The 6,721-nt window shown below is 55.3% G+C and carries 3 protein-coding genes; all 3 read right to left on the reverse strand.

Features of this window, described 5'->3' with window-relative positions; genetic code table 11:
* Positions 1-63: 63 nt before the first annotated feature.
* The 3 genes from LAO76_12430 to LAO76_12440 all read right to left on the reverse strand — a co-directional run bounded on the left by LAO76_12430 (position 64) and on the right by LAO76_12440 (position 6,036).
* Entirely contained in the window at positions 64-2,721 is a 2,658-nt protein-coding gene (locus tag LAO76_12430) for a hypothetical protein (GenBank protein ID MBZ5491728.1), read from the reverse strand.
* A gap of 103 nt (positions 2,722-2,824) precedes the next feature.
* Positions 2,825-5,443, reverse strand: coding sequence for a hypothetical protein (locus LAO76_12435; protein ID MBZ5491729.1), 2,619 nt, complete (start codon positions 5,441-5,443; stop codon positions 2,825-2,827).
* A gap of 317 nt (positions 5,444-5,760) precedes the next feature.
* A complete protein-coding gene (locus LAO76_12440; GenBank protein MBZ5491730.1) occupies positions 5,761-6,036 on the reverse strand; it encodes a hypothetical protein in 276 nt (91 codons plus the stop codon).
* Between the last annotated feature and the right edge of the window lie 685 nt (positions 6,037-6,721).

Here is a 6,721-nt window from a genome sequence, read left to right on the forward strand (position 1 = left end):
GGCTGGCAGCGATTCGAAAGTTTTTAAGCTGCCGGACCGAAGTCCGGCAGCCGGTTAAGTCAGTTACCTCAAGGTTGTTACGCCTGTGGTTGAGCTGCCACCTCCGCTGGAGGTGAGAGTGATCAAGTTGGGTGACGGTATGTTGGTGAAGAACACCTGGAACACACCCGGCGCCGCCGGAATGCTCGGTCCCATCACCGCGGAGTACGGTAGCCCAGTTGCCTGGTTGATGATGTCCAGAGTGCAAGTGATCGTTACACCCGGAGTGAAGTCAGTAGCGGTAACTACGAGACGAGCTTTCTTCGTCCGATAGGTAGCCACGGTGACTTGAATAATGTCAGCCTGCGGATTCACAACCACAGTCACAGTGACCGGAGCACTCGTTAAACCGCTGGCAGCACTTGTGGCCGTAACGGAGAAAGTGAGTGTCTGTGGCGCTGTGAGTTGCGGCACGATTGGCGCCGTGAAGGTTTGCACTGAACCATCAGGCGCAGCCGGTGTAAGAACGATTCCAGCCGGAGCCGTCCAGTTAAAGGTGAGAGCGCCACTCGCAGGATCAACTGCGCTGGCCGTGAGCGTTACCGGTGTGCCGCTGCCAACGGGATTTCCCGAGGCTGAAGCAGTAACCGTCGGAGGCGTATTTGGCGCTGGTACGACGATCGGCACCAATACAGTTGCTGGAGCTGAAGCCGGAGTAAATCCGTCGCCGCCCACAATGAGCTGGAACGCCAGGTTCTGCGGTCCCGCTACTACGGGAGCTATGAAGCTGGCTTTAGCTTTGTCGGCGTTCAGAATCGTTACGACCGGATCGCCAGGATTGATGATCTGCGACCAGGTAAACGGACCGGTTGGAGGCGTGCTGGCTGTGCCATCCAAAGTGACGGTTACACCCGCGAACGGCGGATTCGGCGCTGATGTGAAGACAGGACGCGCAACTGAACTGAAGTTGCCAGGCGTGCATGTCAACGGAGGCAGCGTGTCATCCGGGAACGGATTGAGCTGGATTGAATTCTGATTGGGATAGAAGTTCGATGGCGCCAGACCCAACTGAAGCTGCGTGCTCTCAAACACACTGCCGATCAAAGGCAGCGGGCCTGAGCCGTTGACGAGGTATTGGAAGTCGCGGAAATTGTTGCGCGGCGGAGGATTGCCCGGCACCAGAAGTTCCGGATAGAGAAATTCTCCGGTAGGCAACTGATACTCGTTGAAATCCAGACCGCTTTTGTTTTTGCCCAGCACGCCGCCGCTTACGCGCGCACCAATGTTCTGCGTAGGAGGCTCAAAGTCTCCGCCCTGCGGGAAGCGAACGCGCCAACGGCCTTTCTTGCCGATGCCCGGCAATCCTGGCTCAACCGTGAAATTCGAAACCCATGCGGGTTCGCGGAAGGTCACGTTGCCGTTGCAGTCCATATCGATGGCGGAAACATCGATGTTGCGCGTGGAATCCGTCATCATGCCTTCGACCCTGGTTCTGACGCCGGCTTCTTGCGGGAAAAGAGGATCAGGCATTCCTGACGTGCCCATGATGGTGACTTCCACCACGAGGTAAGCGGGATCGACGCCCGGAGCGGTATAGCTGCCCACGTTGCCGACAACTTCAGTCGCCGTCATGTACGGGCCCAGGTCATCGACTTCCTGCGTCGCGATCACATCCACGAAGTCGCCCACTTCAAAAGGCATTTCCGCGTAGGGGTCCTGCGGGAATGGATTGTCAGGCGTTGGCGCATCGCCGGGACCATTCATAATGAAGATCGGCACCAGGCCAAGGCCGTTAGGATCGCGCGGCCGGTTGATTTCCGGACACTGCGGATCGTCCATGCCAGTCAACGTAAAGCCCACGGGAGCGACCAGAACGTAAGGATCAGGAACGCCCGGAATACCCAGTTCGCCGTTATATGTTCCGGGAGGCGTCACTGGTATGCACATGGGATACCCCATCGCTGTGCGCACCGTCGGGTTACCCTGATCTACTTCCATGCGCGGATCAGGTGATTGCCCCGCGCTATAGCGGCCCTTTGTGATGATCACGCCCGTTGGCGAGCCATCTGGATTCGGAATGTTGATGGTGATTTTCGGATCATTAAGCTGGATGCGCTGTCCAGCGACATAGAGCACGCCGTTGGCATAGTCGATCTTTTCAATGAAGCCTGAAACGGTGTTGAGAGGGTCTTGCGCAATGCGGATGATGCCGGCAATGTGCTGTCCGTTGACGATGTTTGCGTCAATGCCAACTTCATACGTGCCGGGGAACCTGACCGTATCGGCCATCGCCAAGCCGCTTTCTTTCACGGCATCTGTCTGGTGAACGTTCGGATTAAACTCGAACATTTCTTCCCACGTCAGGAACGTGTTCGGGAAAACGACAATCGTCCCTTGCGGCACGCGGATCAACTCGTCATTCACCTGGATCCAGCCGCCAGTCATCTTGCAGCCATCGGGTAGCGGCGGATTATCAGGTGTTGGGGCCGGATTGTCGTCCTTGTTGCACAGCCCTGGTGAGTCGTCCAGAGAGGCATACTGGATCTGCCCTGCGGGAAAAACGCCGGCCGGTATGGTTTGGTAGGCCGGCATGATTGCCGCTGGCGGAGGAACTACCGCCGGCGTTGGATAAGGGACCGGATTCAGGCTCTGGGCTGACATGCTTGCGCCCAGCACCATCATCAGCAACAGCAGAACACCCGCTACCCTCAGAATATTTTTTGTTTGTTCGAAACCCGTCATTTTGAAGCTCCTTCCGTCGTCGTCCTTCAATTTCGTTACCGTGCTCTGCCTTGCTGATAGGGGGAAAGCGTCTAACTCTTGCCGAACTGGTTTGTGCCGGAAATTAATTGCCGCCATTGGTCACCCCCAGTAGGTTTTCCAGGAACGTCGGCAGAGGTTTGCCGCCATTTTTTCCGGTCGCTGGAACTTCCATGAACTGCGTCGTGGCCTGACCTGGATGTTTCGGGTCCGCTATCACCGGATAGCCATTCGAGCTTTGCGGATGACCATTCGGGGTAAGCAGTTGTGGGTGATCAAAAGGCGCAGCCTGGCTTACTGTCCGCGGATCGGTCAATGCATTGCGCAGGAAATCAACCAGGTCTGTTTTGTCCTGAAGCGTCAGTCCCAGATTGTCGATGTCGGCATCCATGTATTGATGTTCTTCACCAAAGGTGTTGAAATCGCCGCCTCGGTCGTAGAACTCAACCACTTGTTCCAACGTCAACTGGCTGCCATTGTGGAAATAAGGAGCGGTCAGCGCCACGTTGCGCAGCTGCGGCGCTTTAAAGAAGCCGCCTCGCGCCGTTTCATCACCGCAGTTCAGTGGCGCCATGGAGATGCCGTCTCCAGGACGTCCCGGGATCATGATTGCTTCAGAGGGATCGTTGCAGACGCGCTCTCTCAGATATTCCGATTGCGAGAGCGACTTCCCTGCCACCGGATCGGTGCCAGCCAGCCCGCCATCTTCCGCGGTTGGCCGCACGCCGATGTGGTAGTAGCCCGTGTCATAAACCCGGACTTGCATGTCAGCCATGATCATTCGTTCTGCCGGGCCAACACTGCTTACTGTTCCTACCGATGCGTTGGAAAGCTCCGGCCCCCCGTGGCAATTCACGCAACGCCCTTTTGTCTGGAACACAAGCAGGCCGCGCAACTGTCCCGTGGTCATCGGCGTAGCGCCCACCGAATAGCTGATCTTGATGGGGAAGGTGCTGACCGGCGGCATTCCAAATTGCACCGTCAGCGTCCCGCTGGCGTAATCAATGATGCCGCTGTCCAGACCTACGCCCATCACGCGCCCGTCACCGTAGTCAAAGGCATATGCCATTTCCTGGTCGGTGAAGTCCGCTAGAGGATCAAGCGCAATGATCGAAAGCGAATAAGGCTGAATTCCGGGATCGAGTTGAATCGTGTAGCTCTGTTTATTGTTGTCGCCGATGAGCGTGTACGTCTTCTGCTGCTCCATGTATTTGTCAAAGGGCGTTTGGTCGGCAATCAATGTGCTCTCATACATCTGGATGGCAACTCCCCAGAAGAGTGAGAAGTTGTATTCCATCTGGCTATAGTCGTCAGTACCGGCAGGGCAGGTTTCAAACGCAGCCGGATCGACATCGGTTACCGTGCTGCCATCGGCGGCGGTGCAGATGTGGCGTGAGAACTGCCACCACTCCGGCTGAAATGCCTGCTGAATCAATGCTGAGTAAGTGGTCTTGAGACCCTTGCCCGAAGCATTCGAGAGAATTCCTAGCACGCTGTCCGTGGGATCGATCTTCTGGTTTGCCAATGGAACGCGTGCCAGAAGTTTTTTGCCCACTTGGTGAAAATTGCGGTCATCGGCGGACATTTCCACGCTGCTGAGAATCGGCCCCAGAGACTGCGAGCAGAGAGCGGAGTTCGCCATGCCAACGTGTGCCGGGCCAAGCTTTCCGTCAGTGCCCAACACCAGCAGGTGCAGTGAGCTGTCACGGGCGCCAAACGGGTTCGCGCCATTGCAAACGTTCTGTGCGCGTCCATCCCAGAAGTTGCGGAAGTTAAAGACCGCATTCACTGCGCTCGGCGTGTTGCGGCCGGTTACCCTGCGGACGTTGACCCGTTGCGTTGGGTCCACCTGGTTCGGATAAGAGAAAACCGGGTCAGCTACTGAAGTCGTCCACTCAATACTGTTCGACGTGGTAACGGTGGCGCTGTTTGCGGGTCTTTTTCCGCCGTTGGATTGCGTTGCGCCACTACCTTTATTAGAACTGTTCGTAGGGCGGTTTCTGCTGCTGGGCTGGTGCGGAGTATCAATCCCGTATGTAAACTCGTCGTTGGTGCCATCCTCAGAAGTGTTATGGCGCTCCCTTACACTAGAGCCATCATCAATACCTATGCCTTTGACCTGAACATCTACCGTGATCTTGTCGTTAGTCAGTCCAAATTGGCCCTGTGAACCCGAGACGTCATTCACATCGGAAATTACGCTGAAGCGGTCTTTTACGTCGGACACTTTTCGGAACGGAAAATCTCCGTCGTGGTATCCGCCAAAACCCGCGCCCGCCGTACCTGCTTTGTAGTGATAGTTGGGCCCCAATGAGCCATTCGCGGAAACGCCCACTTGGAAGTTGTTGTCGCCGCCGGCCTGTCCAGGATTCACCTGGTTGATGGCGCGGCTGTCTGCTCCCGCGTTGAAGTGGCAGCTGGCGCAAGCTTGAATATCATCACTGCCCGCCTGCATGTCCCAGAACAAAGCTTTACCCAGCTGAATCGCCGCTGTTTTGTCGGCAAGAATTCCTTCCATACCGAATACAGGTGGAACTGGAACAGTCGATAGCGGAGCCAGGGGGCGCAGCGGAATCACCATTCCCTGTTCAGGTAACCCGCCGCTCTGCGCGCGCACATGGGCAAAATATCCAACGGCCACGGTGATTGCGATTACCCAGATAAAAATGCGCACAAAAGCCAGAGTCCCGGAAGACGGTTTCATTGTTGATCTCCTCAGAGTTCGTTCATTGGTCTGCTGGCGTCCGGCAAACACTTCCACGCCAAACACACAACTGACTGGTTGTTCTTAATGGGTTAGGTATGATCTTTCCGCTGGACAAACACTGGCCAGCAAAGTGATCAATTTTGTATGTGGCTGTTTTCCGTCATTCCCTGGCGGTAAAAGTTCAAAAGGCGGTTCAAGCTGCTAAACGAACTGCGTTAGCTTGATGTGCCTGTCGCGCTCATTCGCGAACAGAGACGTGCCTTGCTGCCTGGGCTGTTACTTGACGAAAAAAGAGAGAGTTTGGGCCTGGAGGATTAGCGCCTGAGAGGAACCACAAGCTGCGGTGACTCTTTGTCACGCAACGGAGCGGATGATGAATCGTTCGAGGCCACTAGTAGTTCGACGGGCGCTGGCTGCTCATTGCTAACGTGCTGGGCCGCCGCGGTCGAATGTGGCTTTGGGATCTGAATGCTTTTCTTGCTTGGGACAACACCGTTGAACTCGATTGTCACGGGAGGAGTGCTCTCGTCGCCGTCTGCGTCATATGAGAAGCAGACCATGCTTGCCAGCCCTGAGAGCAGTAGCATCATGGCTAGCACCGCGCAGCGAAAACATCTTATGAAAAGCGAGTTCATAGTTGTGACAATGGTCGCGCGCAGAGCACTGCGCCGATGAGTCATTCTGCTCAAGGGACATTAAGGCGGTCTTAACCCCTAATTAGACTTTTTAATTTTTTGGGAGCAACGGCCTATATACAGGCCATTCAATAAGATGGAGAACTTCCTGGCTTTAGGAGCAGCTGTAGGATGGAGATATCTGGCAGTTGTAATGGGATTGGAAGCGCTCTCGGGCCGTGACAACGGCCCGCAAAATCAAGCGATCAGGTATGAAGGCAGTGTCCTAATTTGGATCCAAATTAGGACACTACCGGGTATGAACGAATTTCGGGTTTAGTTTTGACGCATCTCTGGATCGGGAAGCGAACCAAACCAGAGCATCCATGCTTCCCCTACACTCCGGCTCACCGCTTGTTATCTCGAGCCCGCTTCCGTGAGGCCGTGGGATCAGTCCAGATGAACTTGAAGGAATAAAATTGCGGCGTTCGATCTAACTAAAGCCGAACCCAAAGACTGGGCTAGCTGTGACATTTCAAGAGGTTGTCCATTCGAGCAAAACCAGAGAAGCTGATTGTGATGAGCAGTCAACTCAAATCTGGAGGCCCGAATGGACATTCATAAGAATGCACGACTTACCTTTATCCGTCGAGAGCAGTTA

This window comes from Terriglobia bacterium, assembly GCA_020072645.1.
Lineage (GTDB): Bacteria > Acidobacteriota > Terriglobia > Terriglobales > Acidobacteriaceae > Angelobacter.

What these genes read in the sequence shown, in the direction of transcription:
- LAO76_12430 (MBZ5491728.1), bottom strand. Translation starts at nt 2,721, where the DNA reads ATGACGGGTTTCGAACAAACAAAAAATATTCTGAGGGTAGCGGGTGTT.
- LAO76_12435 (MBZ5491729.1), bottom strand. Translation starts at nt 5,443, where the DNA reads ATGAAACCGTCTTCCGGGACTCTGGCTTTTGTGCGCATTTTTATCTGG.
- LAO76_12440 (MBZ5491730.1), bottom strand. Translation starts at nt 6,036, where the DNA reads ATGATGCTACTGCTCTCAGGGCTGGCAAGCATGGTCTGCTTCTCATAT.